This window comes from Corallococcus caeni, from assembly GCF_036245865.1.
In the GTDB taxonomy this organism is placed as follows: Bacteria; Myxococcota; Myxococcia; order Myxococcales; family Myxococcaceae; genus Corallococcus; species Corallococcus caeni.
The window spans coordinates 161,119-180,671 of sequence record NZ_BTTW01000008.1 but is presented as its reverse complement, the minus strand read 5'-3'; the positions used below and the strand labels follow the sequence as shown (position 1 = coordinate 180,671).

Sequence of the window (19,553 nt, the reverse complement as noted above, 5' to 3'; positions counted from 1 at the left end):
CGTGTGCCGCTGCCCCCGGCGCACGGCGTCGGGGGGCCGCGGTGCGCGGCTGTTCATCAGTCAGCGGGTCTGCCCGTGGTAACGGGTCGTCTTCCACCCGGCAGGATCCGACCCGCGCCGCGAGGGCAGGCGTGGGAGCCGCGAAGGCCCGCCGGGTCAAACAGCCGCTTCGGCTACGGCGTCCGGGCCGAGGCCCTCGGCGCTGGCGGGGAAGGCGGGGGCCTCCGCGCGTGGCAGCGTGATGCGGACGGTGGTGCCGTGGTGGACGCGGGACTGGATGTCGATGGTGCCGCCGCTGCGCTCGACGATGCCATGGGCCGCCGTCAGGCCCAGCCCCACGCTCCTGCCGATTCCAGCCACCGTGAAGAACGGCTCGAAGACCCGGCCCAGGCACTCCTGGGGAATGCCGCGGCCCTCGTCTTGAACCTCGATGACGACGGTCCGCTCTTCATCCCAGGTCCTCACGAAGACGCGCTGCCCGGGTTGGATCGCCTGACGCGCATTGCGCAGCACGTGCCCGAGGGCCTGGTCCAGGTGGAGCGGAGACAGCCAGGTCCGCGCGCGCGCGGACAGCTCCAGCCCCACGGCCCGCGCGTCCTCCCCGAACTCCGCCCGCACCGAGCGGAGGACGGAGTCATTGACGCGCGTGAGCTCCTCACGGGTCATCTCGAGCCGCGACAGCTCGCGGAGGCTGCGAACGATGTTGCCGACCCGCTCCCCTCCGGCGAGCGACTCGTCAATCATGACGAGTCCTTCCCGCAGTTCCCCGTCGAGCGCCTCGAAGTCCACGCCGCAGAGGGCGCGCTCCGCGTCGCCCCGCTGCCCGGAGGCGAACGCCCGCGCCGCGCCGTGAAGGACCTGGAGTTGCTGGGAGACCTCCTGGAGGGACTCGGAGAGGTTGCGCAGGTTGGAGACCATGAAGGCCAGCGGGTTGTTGATTTCGTGCGCCGCTCCGGAGGCGAGCTGTCCCACCGAGGCGAGTCGCTCGCTCTCCCGCAGCTTCGCTTCGAGGAGCTTCTTGGCGGTGATGTCGCGGTAGTGCACCACCACGGAGTCGCCCGCCGTGTCGTCGAGCAGCTTGAACCCGTGGAAGGTGAAGACGGTTCCATCTGGCAGGCGGATGTCGCCCGAGAGGGGGGGCTTCGACGGCGCGCCCAGGGGGCAGCCGGGGCAGGGGCTGTCACGCCTCGCGAGCAGCTCGTGGCAGGTCTTCCCCGGCAGCTCCTTCACGGCCACGCCGGCCCGACGCGCATAGGCGAGGTTGGCGCGCCGGAGGGTGAAGCCGTCCTGCAAGGCCACCGGCTCACCGATGGAGTCGAACGTGGCCACCCACTCGCGCTGGGCCCGGGCAATCTGCGCGGTCCGCTCGCGCACCCGCTCCTCCAGCCGGAGGTTGTAGCGGAGGAGCTCCTCCCGGCTCTCGTACAGTGCCAGCCGCGTCTGCGTGTTGTGCACCGAGACGGCCACGTGCGGCGCCAGCTGCTCCAGGCAGCGAAGCTCCCTGGCGGTGAAGGCGGGACGGTCCACGCCACGGACGGCCTCGAGCACGCCGATGACATCCCCCGAGAACAGGAGGGGAACGGCGACGACCGAGCCCGGCCTGAAGCCGGCGAAGGCGCCGTGCGAGGAGGACAGCTCCGCACCGGGGCCCGCGTCCGTCACGAGCAGGGGCCGGGCCTCACGGGCCACCCTGCTGGCGACCCCCTGGTCTGGATGGAGCCGGGCCGGCGCCGCCGTGCCCTCGCACTGGGGCAGGAGGCAGAGGTCGCCCGTGTCAGGGTCGACCAGCAGGAGCATGGCACCATCCGCGTCGCACAGATCCCTCGCGCACGCCATGGACTCGGCGATGACGTCGTGCAGGGTGGCCTGGCTGGCGATGGACTGGGTGAAGCGGATGGCCCGCTCCACCGCCTCTCCAGGCGGGAGGACGTCAGCCGGGGTGCCCCGCTCCAGGCGGGCCTGCCTGCGCCGCTCCGCGCGCGCGACGGCGTCGAGGATGGAGGCGGGGTCCTCGAGCGCCTCCACGCCGGGAGGGATGAGCTGCCTTCCCTCCTCCGGCGTGGGGGGAGCGCCCCAGAGGATGGCCGCGCCTCCCGCGCTCTCGACGCGAGCGACGAGCGCCTGCCAGCCCGGCACCCGGTCGCAGATGACCACCTGGCCCCAGCCAGACCTGATGGAGCGGGCCGCCTCGTGGGGACTCGTACACCCGCGGAGCCGCCCCGCCTCCTCGAGCGCGCGGCGGAGCGCCTCCGGCATGGCGGAGCGGAAGACCAGGATGAGGGGGAGTGTCGTCACGGGGGCTCAGGCGGGTGCGAGCTCGGAGTCCGGCTCAGCGGGGAGGAGGATGGCGCCGTCGGCGTCCCGGATGATGCTGGGCAGGTGCGGCGGCGGCAGGGGACGCGACAGCTCGACTCGAGCCATCTTGTTTTGGAGCGCGGGGTTCCGGGCCCGGGCCATCAGCAGACGGTTCTCACGCTCGCGCTTGAGATGGTCGAAGGCGAGGTTCACCGTCACCCGCAGCTCCATGTCGTCCCAGGGCTTGGTGAGGAAGCGGTAGATTCCTCCGTGATTGATGGCGGCGATGGCCGTCTGCATATCGGCCTGACCGGTCAGCAGCATGCGGACGCAGTCGGGGTGCCTGTCGCGCACGAGCTTGAGGAACGCAAGGCCCGTCATGTCCCCCATCAGGTGGTCCGAGATGACGAGGTCGGTCGGCGTGTCATTGAGCACCTTCAGCGCCTCATGAGGGCCGCTGGCGTGCAGGATTTCGCAGTTCTCCTTGCGCAGGCAGCGGCGCAGGGCATGGATGACGCTGGCCTCGTCATCCACGATGAGAATGCTCCGGGGGGGCCTGTGTTGCATCGTGGGTACTCCGGTCGGTGTTTCCCGGAGCGGTGATTCAGTTTCGGGGCCAATGGCCCGCTCGTGAGCGTCCGAGCGGCGGTCCCCGCAACAGGCGAGTAGGACCGTGGCACTGGAGTGTGAATCACCCGGTCACCCGCGCACCACCGGGCTCGCGTTCAGGGCGAGGGCCGGCGTGTGGAGGGATGGACCCGTGATTGCAGTCCCGAAGGACACGCTCCTCGGCCATCCGCGAGGCCCAGGTCCATGGACCTCCGGGAGAGCGTTTCTCTCCACGAGGTTTCCCCGCTCATGTCGTTGATGCTGCTCGGTGCGCTGATGTTCAACCCGCGGGTCGCGGCTCATGAGGCACCCGCTGCTCATGCGGCGCCAGCCGCGCACGAGGCACCTGCTGCCCAAGCGGTGCCAGTCACGCACGAGGTGCCCGCTGCTCCGGTGGCGTCCGCCGCGCCCGGCCTGCCCTGGCTGGGGCTGATGCTGGACACGGGCATTCCCGAGGGAGCCGGTGTGTCGCTGGCGCTGCGCCCGCTCCGCATGCTGCGGTTGCACGGCGGTGTCGTGCACAACGCCGTCAGCCTGGGCGGCCGCTTCGGCGCGTCCTTCATCCCGCTCCAAGCCTTCGTGCGCCCCACGCTGACGGCGGAGGTGGGCCGGCTGCCCGAGGGCAATGCACGCCGGGCCATCGAGCGAGTCGCCGGGACGCTCGGGGCGGAGGGCCTGCTGCTCGAGCGCGTGGGCTACGACTTCGCCAACGTCCATCTGGGCCTGGAGCTGGGCAGTGCGCGGCGCTTCTCCTTCTTCCTGCGCGGAGGCCTGTCCTACGTGCGCACCCGCGTGCACGGCGTGGAGGACTGGTCCAAGGCCCGCGCCTCCGACGTCACCGTGGAGAGCATCACCGCGCCACGCGTGAGCGGCACCCTTCCCACCCTCAAGCTCGGCTTCCTGCTGTACCTGGGCTGAGCGTCCCTGCGGCTTCCCCACTGGAGTTCCTCGATGAAGTCGATGCTCGATTCCCCTCCCCTGCGCCTGGTGCTGCTCGCCGGTGCCTCCCTGCTGTCCGGCTGCGGCGAACTGCTCTTCGGCGACGTGGACATCCCGGAGATCTGCACCCGGATGAAGCCCTACGCGTTCCAGGCCTCGAACCTGCCGGTGGAGGGCACGTTCTCGCCCACCCTCAGCCTGGAGGTGGACGTGAAGAGCCTGCTCCCCGAGGACATGGACATGGTCAGCGCGGACGTGCGCTTCCGTCGCGCCACCTTCCGGGCCGTCGGCGGCGACCTCGGCTTCCTGGACGCCGTGAAGCTGGGCATGGACAACGCCACGGTGAGCGGCGGCCCCGTCGTGCTGACGGAATGGAGCCGCACGGAGGCCGGTGCCAGCACGGAGTTGAACCTGCCGGGCAACGACGCCGTCAACCTGTTCCCCTACACGCAGGATGGAATGCTGAAGGTGGCGGTGGGCTTCACCGCGCGCATGCCGGACAAGGACACGGAAGTCGAGCCCGTCCTCTGCCTGGGCCTGAAGGGGCGCATCCGCTACGGTGACAAGGTGGAGGAGTCGCTGTAGCAGCGGGATTGTCCCTGACGCAGCCCGGGCCTCCTCCCCTTCGGGCTGCGTCCTACGGGCAGTCCTTGCCCGCGGTGGCGCTCGCGGACAGCGCATCGCAGTCCAGGAGGCTCACCAGGCCGGTCAGCCCTTCGACCTGGAACAGCGTGGGGGCACGCCCGGACGAATAGGTGAGCTTCAGCGTCCCGGGCGCGGCGGCCGCGAGCGCGTCAGGCCGCCCCCGGCTGGACAGCATGCAAGTCAGGTCGCCCTCGACGCGCACGGGCCGTCCCGTGGTGGGCAGGAAACACAACCCATGCACGGGCGAGGCGTTCATCGACGGGGGCAGCGGGATGTCCGCCCCCACCTCGTCGCAGCACGATGGCGTCTGCCGGCACGTCGTGGCCTCGCAGCTCGTGGCCGGGCAGGAGTCACTGTCCCAGGTGTTGTCGCACCGCGGCCGCTCCCAGCGGGCCACGTTCCGCACGGTGCCATCCGCCAGCGGCACGTTCGCATCCACGACGAAGCGGATGGGTTGATGGGTGGCCTGGGCTCGCTGCCGCGCCTGCAGCGCCGCGGAGACGAGGTCGCGAGCGGCACCGCTCTCACGCTGGCGCTCCATGCTGCCGCCCAGCTCCCCCAGCGCCAGCGTCGCCAGGATGCCGAGCACGGCCAGCCCCGCCAGCAGCTCCAGCAAAGTCATTCCTCGAAAGCCACTCATGGAGTCCTCGGGCCCGGTCAGGGCAGCCTTCCCGCGAAAGCGTTGTTCCGGAGGCTCACCCGGAAGGTGAGCGTCCGCCGGTTGTACCCGTCCCTGGGAAGCCCCTCGTCATCGGTCGTGTCCGTCTGGATGGAGGAAAGGTCCCGGCGCGGCGTGCGGACGACGAGCGTCACCTCCACGGACCGGACGCGCTCCTGGAGGAGCCGCCGGAGCTCCGCATCCGTGGAGGCAGGGGCCTCGGGAGCGCCCGCAGGCCCCGCGTCCACTGCGCACTCCGGCTGGCCCCGTGTGCAGGCATCGACGGCGGGCCGCCCGGCCGCCGCGTCCGGAAACCACCGCGGGGGCAGCTGTGGCTGTGACAGGTCGATGATCCCCTGCCGAATCTTCAGACGCTCGACATCGCGGCTCATGGCGGTCCACGTGGTGGCCCCCGACGCGAGGTACTCCAGGACGGGATTGCCCGTGGCCCAGTTCACCCGGTACGACGAGCCCTGGGCCCTCAGCAGCAGCCAGCCCGTCCGCTCCCACACGGGGTCCTGCGCGTCCGCGCAAGGGCCGCTCTGGGTGGATGACGTCCCCCTGCCGACGAAGGCGGAGACCTCCCGGGCCGCCACCCGCACCTGGCTCACCTCCACGTGGCAGGCCAGCGCCAGGCCGGAATTGACGAGGAACGCCGGCGTGGACTGCCCCGCCTGGGGCTGGAGCTCCGAGGAGGGCGCGGGCGCCGTGCAGAACCGCGAGGGGCCGCCCTCGCGGACCCGATAGGCCTTTCCGCCGGGACAGTCGTCCAACGCAATCAGTCCCCGGGTGTCCCCCCACCACAGCTGCAGGGCATCCGAGGCCATGCCCGCGTACGGCCCGCTCGCGGGCGGAAGCGCGAAGCCGGGGTCCGCGGCCAGCAGGGGGGGACGGCCCTGCGACAGGTCCGGCTCCGACCACACGGTGAAGCCCTGGCGCAAATCCCCTTGTGAGAACACCACCGTCGCGTTCCCCATGCCCACGCCGACGCGGAGGACCTCGGTGCCCAGGAACTCCTTGACGGCGCGCCCGGTGACCTGCGCCGACATCGTCTGCTGTTCGAGCACCAGGCGCCGCTGGACCTGGGCGCTGGCGCTCAGGGCCAGCGTGAGCAGCAGCACGGACACCGCGGCGGCAATCATGAGCTCCACCAACGTGAAGCCACGCATCCAGGAAGGAGTGCGTTTCATGGCGCCATCCGCGTCTGGAGGACGACCACCTGACGTCCGGACCGGGCCGGCTCGACCCAGCTGACGCTGACCCGCACGTTGACGAGGTTGCCGGGCCCCATCCCCCGAAGCGAGCGGTTCAAGGGCGGCTGTCCAAGGGAGCCGTTCTCGTTGAGGCCCGGCTGGACGGCGCCATCCACGTCCACCGCGATCTCGTATTCGCGCGCGACGATGGGCGCCTGGGGCCGTGTCGTCAGCACCGCCCCGGCGGCGGTCTGCCACACCTTGGAGCGGCTGCCATCCAGCGTGGCGATGTTGCCGCACGGCGGTGCGCGCGTGCAGCCCATGGAGACGATGTTCTCCAGGGTCTGCTCGGCGAGGGTCTGCGCCTGGGTGGCGGTGAGGGTCCGGCGGTTGGCGCGGTTCGTCTCCACCATCAGCGTCAGGGCCGCCATCAGCCCCATGACGAGGACCACCGAAGCGACCATCGTCTCCATCAGCGCGACGCCGCGGCCTTTGCTGAGTCCCCGGGTCTTCATTTCGGCAACCGTCCTTCGGGCGCGGGCTCCCAGAGCAAGACCCGCGAGCGCGTCGTCGCCGCGCTTCCGGTGTCGTTGTTCCAGGAGTCGTCGCCCACCATCAGCAGCTTTCCGTCCGCGGTGAGCACGAAGAGGTGCTCGTCGTGCACCACCGGCGCGCTGACACCGTGGCCCTGGATGGGCGCGCTCGACATCGTGGGCCCCTGCGTCCCTCCGCCCAGCTGGCCGACGGCGTAGAACCGTCCGCTCTGCGTGCTGCTCAGGCTGCAAATGTCCGCGGCCTTCCCGACGGCCGTGGTGGCATAGACCTGGTCCTCGGAGAGCGAGACGCCGCCCCACACCGCCTGCCCCGCATCCAGCGGCTTTACCCAGAGCGGGGTCAGCGCCACGCATCCCCGGGTGCCCGTGGGGTCCGGGTCCTCGTAGCCCAGCAGGTGGTAGCGGTAGGAGGTGTTGTTCGCCGGCCCGTCCGAGGACTCGTCCGGATTGTCGGCCGTGCCGAAGTAGAAGCGCACCACGGGGCCGTCGGGAGCGTCCACCACCCTCACGGCCAGGTTGGAGTAGAGCTGCTGGTAGCTCTGGTCCTGGGACTGGGCCGCGCCGCTGCTCAACGATACGTCCACCGGGGCGTCCGCCACGCGGCACCGGCTCACCTTGGCGCCTGGCGGCGCGCCCGTGTCGACCTGGTCCAGGTTGACGCGGTACACGCGGCCGGCCGTGGTCGGAACATAGAGGACCTCGTAGGTGCCATCCCGGTTCACGTCCACCAGCGTGGACTCGGCGGCGATGCCCGAGCCGTCGTCCAGGGTGATGACCCCCGCCATGCGGCCGGCGGCGGTGGTGCCCAGGTCGAGCGGGCGCCCCGTCTTCATGTCGAGCAGGTAGAGCGTGCCCGCCCGGCCCGAACTGGGGACGTAGTCCGTGCCGACGACCGCGGCCCAGACGCCCTTGTCCTTGCTGGAGCCCCACGCCAGGCGCCCCACGCTCGGAGCGTGCCGCGAGCCAGCGTCATCCGGGAGCTTCACCTTCTTGGGAGAGGAGGTGTCCGTGGCGCGCGCATCCGAGAAGGCCTGCTGCACCGCGGTGTCCGCCAGGCTGAACTCCCAGAGGGGCAGCGGGAATCGGGCCGGAAGGTCCGGACGGGTGATGTCGAGCGCGAAGACGGCCGGGCTCCCCTTGCCCGTGGCGGACACCAGCACCGTCTTGGCGCCCTCCGTCCGCGAGGGCGAGCTGGACATCGTCCACGCGGGCTTGCCGGGCACGCCGAGGTCCACGTTGGCGATGGTGGGCGAGGCGTCCACCTGCGGACGAGGCAGCGAGCCCGAGCCCAGGTACCGCACGTAGCGGTTGACGTAGCGGTCGAGCAGGAGCCTCGGGAGGTAGGCGAACGCTTCCTGGCCGGTGCCATAGTCGCGCGGGGAGGTGCCCGCGCCGCATGAGGTCGGCGCGAAGTAGCCGCGCCGCTGGTCCGCGTCCACGCAGCCATCGCGTGTATCGGTGCGGAACGCCCCCGCGTCGAAGGCATGCAGGTAGCCGCTCATCGTGCCGACATAGGCCACGGTGCGACGGTCCTTCAGCGGCTCCATGAAGTTCTTGCGGTACTGGTCGCGCTCCGCGGGGCGGGCGCCCTGGTACCAGGCGTCGAAGAACGGCGGCACCGCGAGCGCCACGGTGGACTGGTTGACGCCGCCCATGGGCCAGGCGCGCCGCGCATTCGAGGGGGCCGGCGGGTGCAGGTCCTCCCAGCCATACAGCCACTCGCGCAGGAAGGCGCGGTCGTTGGTGTCGTCGTCAATCTGCTTGAACGGATGGGTGGGCGTCCCGCACGTCCCGTCGTCGTTCAGGTCGAAGACATAGCGGCCGTTGACCACCTGGTCACAGAGGGAGTCGGGGAAGAGCGGACTGGTGGACGCGCTGTCCGCGGCGACCGTTTCGATGTCCGTGCGCGCCCCGGTGCCGTCCATGGTGAAGAGGCGGCGGGTGGTGGGGTCCTGGCCCTGCGCCAGCGCGACCGCCATGACGCGACCGCCATCCCACCGCTCGACGACGCTCGTCCGGGTGGGGTCCTCCGGGTCGTAGAGCGAGCGGAAGGAGAGGTGCCCCCGCACCGACTGGTCCTTGCTGTCATCGTAGGCCCGCTGGCTGGCGGCGGGCATGCCGGCATAGCCGGGCGGCGTCCAGCCCGTGCCCCAGCCGCGGCCCGGGGTCTCGTTCGTGCCCCAGATGATGGCGTTGCCCACGGTGGAGGGCGACGCGCGCGCGTACGTGCCGGCGCGTACGGCCTGGTAGCCCACGTCGACGTTATCGATGATGGGACGGCACCGCTCGTTCGGGCTGGTGATGTCCGCCTTCCAGCACAGCTGTGAGCCGGTGAAGCCCAGCGCCAGCATGTCCAGCTCCACCTGCTGGGTGGGGGGTGAGGTGTTGGGGAAATCCACCGGATACCAGGCGGGGTTGGGATTGCGGGTGCAGGCGCCATCGCTGCAGACGCGGCAGTCCACGGCGATGGAATACCGGATGGTGGGCAGCGGCCCTCCGGGGGGCCGGCACGCGCCCGGCAGCTCCTCCGACCAGCACGGAGCGCCACCGGAACAGGTGCGCGGCGCGGGCGCGAGGTCGTCCTGACGCCGGAAGCGGACCTTGGTGATGGTGAAGTCCTCGGCGACGGAAGGTGAGATGTCACCGGAGACGGTGCCCGAGCGCACGCCTCCGCCGTTCTCCTTGTTGATCATGAACACGACGTCGTTGAAGTCGCGGTCGCCGCCTCCATTGAGGTCCTCGAACCCGAGGATCCACCGGAACGGGTCCGTGCTCGGCGCCCCCACGATGACGTGGGGCATGCGGTTGTTGGCGGGCCGGGGAATGGAGACCTTCTCCATGGGCATGTCGAGGTTGCCGTAGGCCGACGTGTTCAACCGGCCCAGCGTGGAGTTGGTGCTGGTCTTCGGGCCCTCCAGCCAGCCGCACAGCTTCTGGGTGGAGTTGACCACCGTGCAGGCCCCGGCGGAGCTGCTGGGACTGTTCGGGTCGCAGCTCGCATTGTAGCTGCAGCCGATGTTGCGCTCGGCCACCGTGGTGCCAGCCACGGCGTTCTGGTCCAGGTTCCACGACGCCTTGGAGAAGAAGACGGAGACGGACGTGCGCAAGTGGAGGGTGCACTTGTCCGCCGAGTCACGGCGCAGGCACGGGTAGACGGTACCGCCCGTCGACGTGGGGGCGTGGGTCGCGTCGTAGAAGACGACGAGGAAGAAGACGATTTCCTTGCCGCCTTGAAGCTGCCCCAGGTCCACCGTCCGGTCGTACGTGGTGATGCCCGTGTCCGGATTGGTGGCGCGCTGGAGGCCGTTGGCGTCGTACTTGGAGACGTCGTAGTCGGGCACGCCGTCGGCGGTGGTGCTCGAGTCCGCGACCGGGGCGAGGTTGTTGAAGACGGTCGTGTCCGTGTCGTCGTCGGACAGCAGGAAGACCATCTTCCCCAGCCCCAGCTTGTTGTTGCGCGGGTCCGGCGGCTCCAGCAGGTTGGGAATGAAGTTGAAGACGCCCCGGTCGGAGAAGGCGGGCGCGGTGGGAGTGCCGCCCATGGTGCTGCCCACCAGGTCCACCTTGATGGTGGTGCCCGTCTGTCCCGGCCGCGCATCCCTCACGCTCTGCTGGGAGCTGAAGGTATTGGCGCAGCCGCCACTCATGGCCAGCTCGGGCTGGTTGTAGGTGAAGCCGCCCGAGGTGAACGAGACGTTGCACCGGCGATTGGGAACACCGTCCGACGTGTAGGGCCCGATATAGGGACGCGCCCTGGAGCCGCTGGTGGGAGCCAGGTTGTACAGGTCTTCGTGCAGGTCCAGGATGCCATTGCCATTGGCATCCACGAGGTTCCCACTTTCATCCGCGTAGCCGCGTGCCTTCACATCATCCAGGTACATGTAGCCAAGCGCGTGGGATGCGCCGGCGGACTCGAACACGTAGCTGATGGTGACGTGCTGGTCGAACGGTAAGGAGATGTGCTCGGGGTCCAGCACCGTCAGGTTGGTGTTGAGCTGAAGGCGTGCCGGGTTCTCGCTCGTGATGAGGATGGACTGGTTCGTGTCGAAGCCGCTGGCCTGGAACGTGGGCTGTTTGTCCTGGTCCAGCACGTCCGCGCAGAGCTGACTGAGACCTTCCGCCCCGGCGAGCAGCGGTGCCAGCAGGAGCGCGGGAGCGATGAAGCGACGGAGCGCACGGGTCATCGCGGCTCCTTCGAGCCGGTGCTCGTCCCGGCCTGTCGTTGCCGGGCACGCCGCTCGGCAACCTGCTGCGCCAGTTCCTGCCGCAACCGCTCCGCCCGCGGCGGTTCGGGAGGCTGCGAGACAGTGGCGAGATAGGACATGAGCGCGCCCACGTCCGAGGGCGCCAGCATGCGGGTGTCGCACCCCGTTTCGGGCCGTTGCCGCTGGGGCGCCTGGATCCACGCGCGGACCTGTTCGTAGGTGCGGCGAGGCATCAGCTCGCCCAGGTTGGGGCCACTGCCCTTGGAGGCCCCGACGAGTCCCGAGGTGGGCGAGGCCCGCGTCGCTGCCTGGGCGATGTGACAGCGCGAGCACGCCTGGTTGAACAAGTCCTCTCCCCGGTTCTCCGCGCGGGCGAGCGGCGCGAGCAGGAGGAGCCAGGGAATCAGATGAGCTCGCATGGATGCCGCATGCATGTCTTTGCAATCCTCAGAAGAAGCGGACCGTCTGGGTGGCCGGCGCCTGGCGGTCCTGGGTGTTGTTGAAGGAGTTGCTGGGACCGCAGCCCCGGTTCACGCAACCGGGGCCCGTGAGCTGCTGGGCGTTGTCGTTGGTGATGAGGGCCTGGACCACGGCGCGCGTGGGACGCCCGCTGCCGCCGACCACCTCTCCCACGGCGACGAGCCAGACCTGACGGTTGCTGTCCTCGGTGAAGTCGCCGTCGTCCGCGTCGTCGTGGACGAAGACCCGGTAGCGGACGTTCGCCTGACGCGGGTAGTCCGCGTAGACGTCTCCGCTCCCGCTCGCCAGCTCCGAGGGCGCCATGTCCTCCGGGGTGAGCGCGTACGGGGTCCAGCCGTCGCCAGCACTGCTGGCGCCTGGCAGCACGTCGTACCAGGGCTGCGTCGGGGAGCCGAGTCCTGGCTCGCTCGCGGGAGCGCCGAGCGCGGTGATGGCCGGGTTGTAGGTCTCCGCGTTCCCGAGCAGCAGGCGCATCGTCTCGCGCCCTTCCGCCAGTCCCGCCTCCGCCGCGAAGAACGCCTCCTTCTGTCGGCGCAGGTCACCCTGGACGTCGGCCTCCTGGCGCACCATGCGCCAGGTGATGGTCACCGCCAATGTGAGCGCAAGGGTGACTCCCAGGGCTCCGAGCAGGGCGAAGCCCCGCTCGCGCGGCTGCCCACCTGCCGAAGCAGGACGGCGTCGGCACCGCGAATTGGAATCCACACCCCGGGAGCTCATGGCCACGAGGCCAGAGCAAACGCCGTACCGTGAAGTGACAGGCCTTCAGCACCGCGAGCCCGTGTCTGGTTTGCCCCCAGCGGCCGGCCAATTCCTGACAGTCCTGGCGGGTCATTTTCCATGGACATCGGAGAACGACCCGGTTCCGGCGCACCAGCCCCGGCGCGCCGGATCCAGCGTTGCCCTCAAAATTCCCCTGGTGCGCTCCTTGCTCAAGCGCGGGTCGCAGTCAGTTCACAGACCGAGACCCATCCATGAAGCGCACATCCCTGCTGTTCCTCACGGCCCTCCTCCTGCTTACCGCCTGCGGTCAAGCGCCCGCCCCCGTTGTCATTGGCAATGCCAATGCCGTCGTCACCATCTCCGCCCCCGAGGAGGTGCTCACCCGGGTGACCCTCACCGGCGCCGACGGGCAGGTCTATCGCGTCGATGCGACCGGCCAGCTCCAACTGCCCCCCGGGACGTACACGGTGACGGGCGAGCCCTATAAGCAGGATGGGTACACCTTCGCGGCGCCTCCCCTCACCCTCACGGTCAGCGCGGGCGAGACACCCACGCTCGACATCGCTTACGTCCCCATCACCGGCGCGCTGGTGGTCACCGTGAGCGCGGACGGCAACGCGGCTGTCGAGGCCATGGCCCGCCGCGGCCATGCCGCCGCCGCCGAGCCCGTCACGTCCGTCACGGTGAGCGGCCCGGGCGGCTACAGCCAGACCCTGACCGGCAGCGGCACCTACAAGCTGGAGGACCTCACGCCCGGCACCTACAACATCAGCGGCCCTGTCGGGCAGTCCAGCAGCGTCACCGTGAGCGCGGGGCAGACCGCGGCGTCCGGCGGCATGACGCTCAGCGGTGCCGCGCAGTTGGGCTCGACCGGCCTGCCGAGCGGCGCGAGCGCGTCCCTCAGGCTGCAGAATGCGCAGGGGGCCACCTTTCGCATCCCGGCGGGCAACATGGTGGACAACCTGACCCCGGGGACCTTCACCCTCAAGGCGCCCGACGTGAAGTCCGGTGGCATCACCTACCGCGCCGCTCCGGTCGTCTTCGAGGTGAAGGTCGGTGAAATCGCCACGGCCACGCTGGTGTTCGCCGCCATCGACGCTCGCATCGCCGTGAGCATCCCCGCGGTGAGCGGCATCACCCCCAGCGTGACCCTGAGCGGCCCCCATGGCTACTCGGCCACATTCACGCAGGCGGGTGACGTCACGCTCAGCGCCCTCGCGCCCGGCGAGTACGGCCTGTCGGCCGTGCCGGCGACGGATGGCACCTACCAATACACGCCCGCACTCAGCGAGGCGAACTTCACGCTGGTGGCCGGGGAGACGCGGCAGCTCACCGTCACGTACCGGGCCTCCACCGGTCACCTGGTCGCGAGCTCCACCGGCCTGCCGCAGGGAGCGAGCACCCTCCTGAAGCTCGGGGCCGCCGGCGCGGACCCTGTCGCGCTGCCCGTGAACGGGCAGCTGGGCGACCTCGCGCCGGGCGCGTACGTCCTCTCGGGCGCGGACGTGGAGTTCGATGGATTCACCTACCGCGCCGCGCCGGTGCCGCTCGAGATCCGCGCGGGCGAGACGGCAACGCCCACGCTGACGTTCGCCGTCATCGACTCGCGTGTGCGGCTGACGGTGACGGTGACGGCCATCACCCCGGACGTGACGCTCACCGGGCCGGAGGGATACACCCGGACACTTCACGAGGGCGGCACCTTCATGCTCGAGCACCTGGTGCCCGGTGACTACGTCCTCACGGCGGCTCGCGCGAGCGATGGCACGTACCAGTACGCGGCAACCGTGAGCGCGGGGAGTTTCACGCTCGCCGCCGGCCAGACGGCGGAGCCCGAGGTCGCGTACCACGCGGTGACCGGCCTGCTCGAAGTGGCGCTCCAGGGCGTGCCCTCGAGCCAGTCCGTGACGGTGGCCGGCCCTGACGGCCAGTCCTTCCAGGGCCAGGACGGCACCCTCCTGCGCGACCTCGTCCCGGGTGACTACTCGCTGACCACCGTGGAGTTCTCCGATGCCGGCTGGCGATACCGCCCGGCGGTGAGCGGCGCGAGCACGGTGGTGGCCGCCGGGCAGCGGGCGCTCCTGAGCGTGGCCTTCAACCGGGAGGACGTCACCGCGCCGACCACGGTCGTCCTGGGGAGCGCGGTGACCGAGGTCGCGGAGGGCACGCCCCTCACCCTCATCGCCGCCGCGGCCGACAACGACCGCGTGGCGTCCTTCGAGCTTTATGACGGCGCGCAGTTGCTCGACACGCAGAGCGCGAGCGAGGGCACTGGCGGCTACACCGCGACGTTCACCGTCCAGGGCGCGAGCCTCGGCGAGCACACCTTCAGCGTCGTCGCGGTCGACGCGAGCCAGTTGCGCGCGAGCAGCGAGCCGCTCACCCTCACCGTCGTGGAGGCGCCGCCCAACCATGTGCCCGTGGCCGCGCCGATCGCGGACCGGCTCATCGTCCCCGGCAACACGCGCACGTTCGCGGCTGCGGACTTCTTCACCGACGAGGACGGCGACCCGCTCACCTTCACCGTGAGCAGCGATGCGCCGCAGGTGACGGGCGCGAGCGTGAGCAACGGGATGGTGACCCTCTCGGGGGCGGGCCTGGGCATCGCTCACGTCACCGTGCACGCGGATGACGGCCACGGCGGCACGGCCGAGCAGCGCTTCGCGGTGACCGTGAGCGACCCGACGCTGTTCTTCTCGGAGTTCCTCGATGCGGGCGACAACCGGCTCGCGGTGGAGCTCTACTACGCGGGCGAGCCGAACACGATGGCCGAGGGCTACGTGCTCGAGCTGCACCAGTGGGACAGCGCGAACGGCCGGATGAACATCGTCAACGTCCCGCTGTCCGAAACCTGGGCGGGCATGGTGCACGTCGCCATCGATGCGCAGTTCTACGACTTCTTCGATGTGACGTCCGCGATGTACTACAACGACGAGGTGACGCTGCGCTTGAACGGGCTGGTCACCACGGCCATGGTGCTCACGCGTGATGGGCAGACGGTGGACGTGCTGGGCGACCCCAGCAACTCGGCCCGCGGCGACATCCTGCCGCTGGGGGGGACCCTGGTGCGCAATCCCGGCATCGGCATTGGCGCCGCGCGCTTCGACGCAACCGAGTGGAACCTGTTCCCCACGGGCACGTTCCAGTACATGGGCTCTCACACGCCGTAGCGCGCCCGTCCGCGACGCACCGGATTGCCAGGACACCGGGTGGGCCCTCATCAGGCCACCCGGTGTTCCTGCATTCGAGAGGGCGCGGAGCCGCCCGCCCTTCTTCCTCCAGTCAGCTGAAGTGCCGTCCAACTCGCGCCCGCTGAGCTGGGTGCCGTTGAGCTCGCGGCCATTCAGCTCGTGGCCGTTGAGCGCCGTGCCGCGGGCCACCTCCGGGGACTGGGAGCGGGTGCTCCCGGCCTCATCGAACCGCTCCTGGCCATCCACCGCGTTGCAGCCCGCCGCCCGAAGGCCAGTCCGAGCATCCACTGTCTGAGCATCCTTCGACTCGATTCCGGTAATGACTCGCCGGGCTCGTGGCCAGGGGCTGCCGCCGGTACGTCTCGTCGAAGTGGGCGTCCGCGGGCAGCACCTGCTCGCCGTGGGGGTAGGCGCGCCCGTCCGCGCCGCGCGCCTCGAGGTCGTCGAGCTATTCGCCGAAGGTCGTCTCGAAGCGGGTGATGAAGGACGCGCCGCCCTTCACGGGGTGCAGGGGCGCGGGGGTGAGCACGTAGTGTCCCGGCGCGAGCTGGGGGACGGACACCGGCGTCCGGCCAAGGACCCGCGCCTCGCTGCCGTCCCCCTCCATATCGTGGGCGGCCAGGCGCGACAGCAGCTCGTCGCGCCTGGAGGTCTGGTGCTGCCTTTCAGCCAGCTGGGCCCGCGCGAGCTCCCGGACCTGGCCGCGGTAGCGCACGCCGGCCAGCACCACGCTGAGCATCAGGAGTCCGCAGAGCGAGAGGCCCACGCGCACCACCCGTCCGCGGTGGATGACCTGATGGCTGGCCGCGACGAAGTCCCGCTCCCGCTCCGGCAGCTCCGACGTCGGCAGCAGGGCCGCTTCCGCGAGCTGGCGTGGCCCCCAGACGGCCTCCCGCCGGCGGCCCAGCCGCTCCCACTCGGCGGCGGCCACCGCGAGCCGCTCCCGGAGCACGCGCAGCTCCGCGTCCTCCTTCAGCCACTGGCGCAGGAGCGGCCAGGACTGGATGAGCGCCTCGTGGGTGACTTCGTACATGGCCCCCTCGGGTGCCTCCCCCACCGTGAGCAGCCGTCCCCGGACGAGCGCCGCCAGGGCGGCCCTGGCCTGGGGGGTGCCGTCGAGCAGCTCCGCCTCGGTGCGCCGGGCGCGCGTGCCCTCCAGCGTCACCAGCGCGAGCAGCTGGCGGCGGGCGGCGGTGCGATGCTCCGGGGGCAGGTGCGCCACGACCGCGTCCGCGTGCCGGGCCAGCGCGCCCACCACGCCGCCCACGGCCGTCAGCGCCGTCGCGGTGATGACGCGCCGGCCGGTGTCGCGGGCCTCCCACAGCTCGGCCAGGGCGAACTGGAGGAGGGGCAGCGCACCCTCGGCGCGGGACGCCGCCTCCACGAACTCCTCCACCATGGCGTCCGACTCGAACTCCACACCCATGGCGCGAGCGGGGCCCACCACGGCGGCGCGGAGGCCTTCGGGTGACAGCGGCCTCAGCAGGAAGAGTCCCCGGTTGATGGAGTCTCCCATGCCCGGCAGCGAAGCGAGCCTCGCGATGAAGTCAGCGCGGCAGGTTGCGAGCACGCGCAGTCCCGGCCCCGGCACCGCGAGGTCCTCGAGCACCTCCGCCATCCGCCGCGCCTCGTCCGGTGCGCTGAGGGTGACGAGTTCCTCCAGCTGGTCCAGGAAGACGCAGAGCGGCGCACCCTGGCGGGCACGGCGGCGCAGCTCCCGGGTGACGTCCCGCCACTCGCCGCCCAGCCGCAGCGCGAGGGCCTCCTCGTCCTCCTTGAGGTGCTGCGCCATCGCGGCGGCCAGGGCCCGCAGGGGACGCTTGCCGGGGGTGAGAGTGGCGACCGCCCAGACACGTCCTCCGCCGCCTCGTCCGCTTCCGTCGAGGGCCCCTTCCCTCACCCGGGGGAGGACTCCCGCGCTGCAGAGCGAGGACTTGCCCAGGCCCGAGGTGCCGGCGACCAGGAGGAACGGCTCGGTGCGCAAGCGCTCGAGCAGCGCACGCATCTCCGCGTCGCGGCCGAAGAACAGCGCGCGGTGCTGCGCTTCGAAGGACTGCAACCCGCGGTAGGGGTTTCCCTCGGGCAGCGCCAGGTGCCGGCGCTCGGGCGACAGCCCTTCCAACACCTCGCACAGCGCGTCCGCCAGGGGGAACCGCTCGCCGGGCGTCTTGCGGAGGCAGCGGAGGATGGGCTCCGCCAGCGCGCGCTCCACGCCCTCCAGGGGCGAGGGCGCCTCGCGTAGCACCTGGGTCACCAGGGCATGGAGGGTGGCCCCCACGTGGGGCGGCCGCCCCGAGCACAGGTGATAGAGGAGCGCCCCGAGCGAATAGATGTCGGACTGGACCGACGCCGGCTCGCCCCGCCACAGCTCGGGCGCCATGTACGCCGGCGTGCCCACCAGGCTTGAGTCGTCCGTGAGCGCGGGGTCGGACCCGGCCTCCACCAGCTTCGCCAGGCCGAAGTCGAGCAGCTTCACCTCCCCCGAGTCCGCGAGGATGGCGTTGGCGGGCTTCAGGTCCCGGTGCAGCACGCCCCGGCGGTGCGCCGCGGCGAGGCCACGCGCCAGGTCGAGGCCAATCTTCACCACCTGGGCCGCGGGCAGCGGCAGCGGCAGCGCGTCCAGGCCATGCCCCCGTACGAACTCACAGGCGAGGTACGGCCGCCCCTCCACCTCGCCCACGCGGTAGAGGGTGACGACGTTCGGGTGCTGGAGCCTCGCGACGGCGCGCGCCTCAACCAGGAGCCGCTCACGCTCCGCCGCGTCCGCCCCCCCCGCGGTGAGGAGCTTGAGCGCCACTGGCCGGTCCAGCACCGTGTCGTGCGCGAGGAAGACCTGCCCCATGGTTCCGCGGCCCACGCACCGGAGCACCTGGTAGCCGTCGAAGTGGGGAGGCGGCTCCCACTCCGGGAAGGCGCCGACGGACGGACGCGCCACGCCCGCCACCGTCTCCGACCGGGAGTCGGCCGGAGCGCAGGGAAGCGTGTCGAAGCCATACGAGGAAGAGGGAGGAGCCGCCATGGCGCGAGGAATGGGTGTGCAAGAGCATGGCCATGGGCCCCACTCCGGGCGTTGCGCGCGGAGTGAGACCTTCGTTCACGCGCTACCGGGGCTGGGACGACCTGCCGCGAAAAATGACCCGACGGGGCCTTCCCGTCTGCTCGGAGCACGCCCACACCTCCCTGGCCGTGTCCGGCTCATGCAAAGGGACGGGAGCGCATGTGGAACAGCATCATCTCCGGTCCGCTGCGCCCTCCGCGCAAGCACCCGCGGGTCGCGGGCGCGACGCTCGTCCTGGGGCGCGCGCCCGACAACGACGTGGTCCTGCCGTCGGACCCTGTGTCCCGGCGGCATGCCCGCCTGGTCGCCACCGACAACGGGCTGCGCGTCAGCGACCTGGGCAGTCGCAACGGCACGCTGCTCAACGGCCACTCGCGGGGCAGGGTGTCGCGGCCCTTCAGCGACGCGGATGTCATCACCCCTGGCGACTTCGTGGTGCGCCTGCAGGGTGACGAGGACTCCACCGCGCCCTCGTGTGCAAGCCAATCTCACGATGCCGCGGGCATGGATTCAGGCGCCGAGAGCTGGGCAGGGCTGGTGAAGGCCGCGATGTAGCTTTCCAGCGTGGGAAGGCGCTGGGGCTTCACGAGGGCGACGTCCACACCCGCGGTGCGGGCGCGCTCGCGGAGGTCTTCCTCCAGGGAGGCCGTCAACAAGATGAAGCGCAGCTGGGGCATGAGAGGCTTCAGGCACTTCACCAGTTCCAGGCCGTCCTCGCAGGACCGACCCTCGAAGTGAAGGTCGGTCAGGACGACATGGAAGGGAGTCTTCGCGACGGAGACAGTTTCCAGGGCCTCGGCGATGTTCTCCGCGCAGATGACCTCATAGCCGCGAAGGGTGAAGTACCGGTTGAGCGCCCAGCGCAGAGATGCCTCGTCCTCCACAATCAACATTCGCGTCGGCATGCCCTGTCCCTTGAGCAAGTCGCATGCCTGGAACCAGACCGCCCGCGGGGCTGTCATTGCGAGGACCTGCATGCGCGCGGCAGTGCACCCGGGACGGGGCG

14 protein-coding genes are annotated in these 19,553 nt (G+C 70.8%); 4 read left to right on the top strand and 10 right to left on the bottom strand.

Annotation, left to right across the window (positions count from 1 at the left end):
• Positions 1–156: 156 nt before the first annotated feature.
• Together AABA78_RS30015 and AABA78_RS30010 are read right to left on the bottom strand one after the other, a co-directional pair.
• Positions 157–2,295 carry an ATP-binding protein gene (locus AABA78_RS30015; protein WP_338268358.1) on the bottom strand — a complete coding sequence of 713 codons (2,139 nt, stop codon included), beginning with the start codon at positions 2,293–2,295 and terminating at the stop codon, positions 157–159.
• A gap of 6 nt (positions 2,296–2,301) precedes the next feature.
• Complete coding sequence (locus tag AABA78_RS30010; RefSeq protein ID WP_338268354.1) at positions 2,302–2,862, bottom strand: response regulator; 561 nt, start codon at positions 2,860–2,862, stop codon at positions 2,302–2,304.
• A gap of 291 nt (positions 2,863–3,153) precedes the next feature.
• On the opposite strand from AABA78_RS30010, the gene AABA78_RS30005 reads away from it, so the two are divergent.
• Positions 3,154–3,822, top strand: coding sequence for an autotransporter outer membrane beta-barrel domain-containing protein (locus AABA78_RS30005; protein ID WP_338268351.1), 669 nt, complete (start codon positions 3,154–3,156; stop codon positions 3,820–3,822).
• Positions 3,823–3,855: 33 nt separating this feature from the next.
• Entirely contained in the window at positions 3,856–4,428 is a 573-nt protein-coding gene (locus tag AABA78_RS30000; RefSeq protein WP_338268347.1) for a hypothetical protein, read from the top strand.
• A 52-nt stretch (positions 4,429–4,480) separates the two neighbouring features.
• On the opposite strand, the gene AABA78_RS29995 is transcribed toward AABA78_RS30000, so the two are convergent.
• The 6 genes from AABA78_RS29995 to AABA78_RS29970 are packed head-to-tail and all read right to left on the bottom strand — an operon-like array spanning position 4,481 to position 12,166.
• Positions 4,481–5,128: a pilus assembly FimT family protein gene (locus AABA78_RS29995; RefSeq protein ID WP_502260926.1), complete on the bottom strand. Its 648-nt coding sequence runs from the start codon at positions 5,126–5,128 to the stop codon at positions 4,481–4,483.
• A 17-nt stretch (positions 5,129–5,145) separates the two neighbouring features.
• Positions 5,146–6,336, bottom strand: coding sequence for a prepilin-type N-terminal cleavage/methylation domain-containing protein (locus AABA78_RS29990; RefSeq protein ID WP_338268344.1), 1,191 nt, complete (start codon positions 6,334–6,336; stop codon positions 5,146–5,148).
• The gene (locus AABA78_RS29985; RefSeq protein WP_338268341.1) at positions 6,333–6,854 is read right to left on the bottom strand and encodes a type IV pilus modification PilV family protein; all 522 of its coding nucleotides are present in this window, start codon (positions 6,852–6,854) and stop codon (positions 6,333–6,335) included. The genes AABA78_RS29990 and AABA78_RS29985 overlap by 4 nt, the downstream gene beginning before the upstream one ends.
• Complete coding sequence (locus tag AABA78_RS29980; RefSeq protein ID WP_338268338.1) at positions 6,851–11,077, bottom strand: DUF4114 domain-containing protein; 4,227 nt, start codon at positions 11,075–11,077, stop codon at positions 6,851–6,853. The genes AABA78_RS29985 and AABA78_RS29980 overlap by 4 nt, the downstream gene beginning before the upstream one ends.
• The gene (locus AABA78_RS29975) at positions 11,074–11,517 is read right to left on the bottom strand and encodes a c-type cytochrome (protein WP_338268336.1); all 444 of its coding nucleotides are present in this window, start codon (positions 11,515–11,517) and stop codon (positions 11,074–11,076) included. The genes AABA78_RS29980 and AABA78_RS29975 overlap by 4 nt, the downstream gene beginning before the upstream one ends.
• Before the next feature lie 28 nt (positions 11,518–11,545).
• A complete protein-coding gene (locus tag AABA78_RS29970; RefSeq protein ID WP_338268742.1) occupies positions 11,546–12,166 on the bottom strand; it encodes a hypothetical protein in 621 nt (206 codons plus the stop codon).
• Positions 12,167–12,549: 383 nt separating this feature from the next.
• On the opposite strand from AABA78_RS29970, the gene AABA78_RS29965 reads away from it, so the two are divergent.
• Positions 12,550–15,468, top strand: coding sequence for an Ig-like domain-containing protein (locus tag AABA78_RS29965; RefSeq protein ID WP_338268330.1), 2,919 nt, complete (start codon positions 12,550–12,552; stop codon positions 15,466–15,468).
• A 469-nt stretch (positions 15,469–15,937) separates the two neighbouring features.
• On the opposite strand, the gene AABA78_RS29960 is transcribed toward AABA78_RS29965, so the two are convergent.
• Positions 15,938–18,424 carry a serine/threonine-protein kinase gene (locus tag AABA78_RS29960; RefSeq protein ID WP_338268327.1) on the bottom strand — a complete coding sequence of 829 codons (2,487 nt, stop codon included), beginning with the start codon at positions 18,422–18,424 and terminating at the stop codon, positions 15,938–15,940.
• Between the two features lie 282 nt (positions 18,425–18,706).
• On the opposite strand from AABA78_RS29960, the gene AABA78_RS29955 reads away from it, so the two are divergent.
• Positions 18,707–19,102 (top strand): FHA domain-containing protein, encoded by a 396-nt coding sequence (locus AABA78_RS29955; protein WP_338268325.1) that lies wholly within the window; start codon positions 18,707–18,709, stop codon positions 19,100–19,102.
• Here AABA78_RS29955 and AABA78_RS29950 read toward each other — a convergent pair.
• Positions 19,036–19,452: a response regulator gene (locus AABA78_RS29950; RefSeq protein ID WP_338268322.1), complete on the bottom strand. Its 417-nt coding sequence runs from the start codon at positions 19,450–19,452 to the stop codon at positions 19,036–19,038. The two genes, AABA78_RS29955 and AABA78_RS29950, sit on opposite strands and share 67 nt — an antisense overlap.
• Positions 19,453–19,553 lie beyond the last annotated feature (101 nt).

Coding starts and splice junctions, on each gene's coding strand:
- AABA78_RS30010 (WP_338268354.1), bottom strand. CDS start 2,862: ATGCAACACAGGCCCCCCCGGAGCATTCTCATCGTGGATGACGAGGCC.
- AABA78_RS30005 (WP_338268351.1), top strand. CDS start 3,154: ATGTCGTTGATGCTGCTCGGTGCGCTGATGTTCAACCCGCGGGTCGCG.
- AABA78_RS30000 (WP_338268347.1), top strand. CDS start 3,856: ATGAAGTCGATGCTCGATTCCCCTCCCCTGCGCCTGGTGCTGCTCGCC.
- AABA78_RS29995 (WP_502260926.1), bottom strand. CDS start 5,128: ATGAGTGGCTTTCGAGGAATGACTTTGCTGGAGCTGCTGGCGGGGCTG.
- AABA78_RS29990 (WP_338268344.1), bottom strand. CDS start 6,336: ATGAAACGCACTCCTTCCTGGATGCGTGGCTTCACGTTGGTGGAGCTC.
- AABA78_RS29985 (WP_338268341.1), bottom strand. CDS start 6,854: ATGAAGACCCGGGGACTCAGCAAAGGCCGCGGCGTCGCGCTGATGGAG.
- AABA78_RS29980 (WP_338268338.1), bottom strand. CDS start 11,077: ATGACCCGTGCGCTCCGTCGCTTCATCGCTCCCGCGCTCCTGCTGGCA.
- AABA78_RS29975 (WP_338268336.1), bottom strand. CDS start 11,517: ATGCGAGCTCATCTGATTCCCTGGCTCCTCCTGCTCGCGCCGCTCGCC.
- AABA78_RS29965 (WP_338268330.1), top strand. CDS start 12,550: ATGAAGCGCACATCCCTGCTGTTCCTCACGGCCCTCCTCCTGCTTACC.
- AABA78_RS29955 (WP_338268325.1), top strand. CDS start 18,707: ATGTGGAACAGCATCATCTCCGGTCCGCTGCGCCCTCCGCGCAAGCAC.
- AABA78_RS29950 (WP_338268322.1), bottom strand. CDS start 19,452: ATGCCGACGCGAATGTTGATTGTGGAGGACGAGGCATCTCTGCGCTGG.